Origin of the sequence: Paraburkholderia sp. SIMBA_030 (genome assembly GCF_046535245.1) — a bacterium.
In the GTDB taxonomy this organism is placed as follows: Bacteria; Pseudomonadota; Gammaproteobacteria; order Burkholderiales; family Burkholderiaceae; genus Paraburkholderia.
The window spans coordinates 1-248 of record NZ_JAWRXB010001277.1 but is presented as its reverse complement, the minus strand read 5'-3'; the positions used below and the strand labels follow the sequence as shown (position 1 = coordinate 248).

1 protein-coding gene is annotated in these 248 nt (G+C 60.1%); it reads right to left on the bottom strand.

What is annotated here, in order from left to right; translation table 11 throughout:
* A partial coding sequence (locus SB772_RS44160) for a tautomerase family protein (protein ID WP_410839043.1) occupies positions 1–248 on the bottom strand: 248 nt, incomplete at both ends.

Here is a 248-nt window from a genome sequence, read left to right as displayed (position 1 = left end):
CCAGTCACTTGGACCGTTCTCCACGTAGCCAATGAATACGTCCGCCCCCGAGACTCCGATTTCTACAAGACCTGCAGCGATGGCCGCAAACAGTGACTGCCTGGCCGCCTCGCTCCGGCCGGCTTGGGTGAAGATCTGTATCATCACCACACCCGTGGACCGCTCGAAGCCGAGCCCTGCATCCTGGGCAACGATCTGTCCGACGGCATGCTCGGTGATGATGTGGAAATAATCGCGTTCCGGGATGC